The sequence below is a fragment of the Pseudomonas sp. YQ_6 genome (assembly GCF_043103245.1).
GTDB classification, from domain to species: domain Bacteria; phylum Pseudomonadota; class Gammaproteobacteria; order Pseudomonadales; family Pseudomonadaceae; genus Aquipseudomonas; species Aquipseudomonas alloputida.
The window spans coordinates 1-298 of record NZ_JBICJR010000064.1 but is presented as its reverse complement, the minus strand read 5'-3'; the positions used below and the strand labels follow the sequence as shown (position 1 = coordinate 298).

The window sequence follows — 298 nt, the reverse complement described above, 5'->3', positions numbered from 1 at the left end:
CACGCAGGCGCTTGAGCACCACGGCATTGACCGACTGGGCGGTGAGGTCGGTGATGTCAGCCATGGCCGGGAAGCGACCGGCCAGCCCTTCGATCACGTTGTCGCTGGCGCCGAACAAAGAGCCGATCGAATCGGCTTTGTCCTTGAACGGGTTGAACGGCGCCAAGGCGGTGTAAAGCGGGCTGTCGTGCTGGTCCAGCCATTGCTCCAGGCGTTTGAAACGCCGGTCATGATCTTCGGTGCCGGGTGTCGGCTGGCCCATCGGGTGAATCAGCAACGCCAGTGAGATTTCCAGACC

Annotated in this window: 1 pseudogene; it reads right to left on the bottom strand. The window is 62.4% G+C overall.

Annotated features, from left to right (window positions below):
- Positions 1-298: pseudogene (locus ACF8FG_RS21810) on the bottom strand (hypothetical protein); the annotation flags it as partial.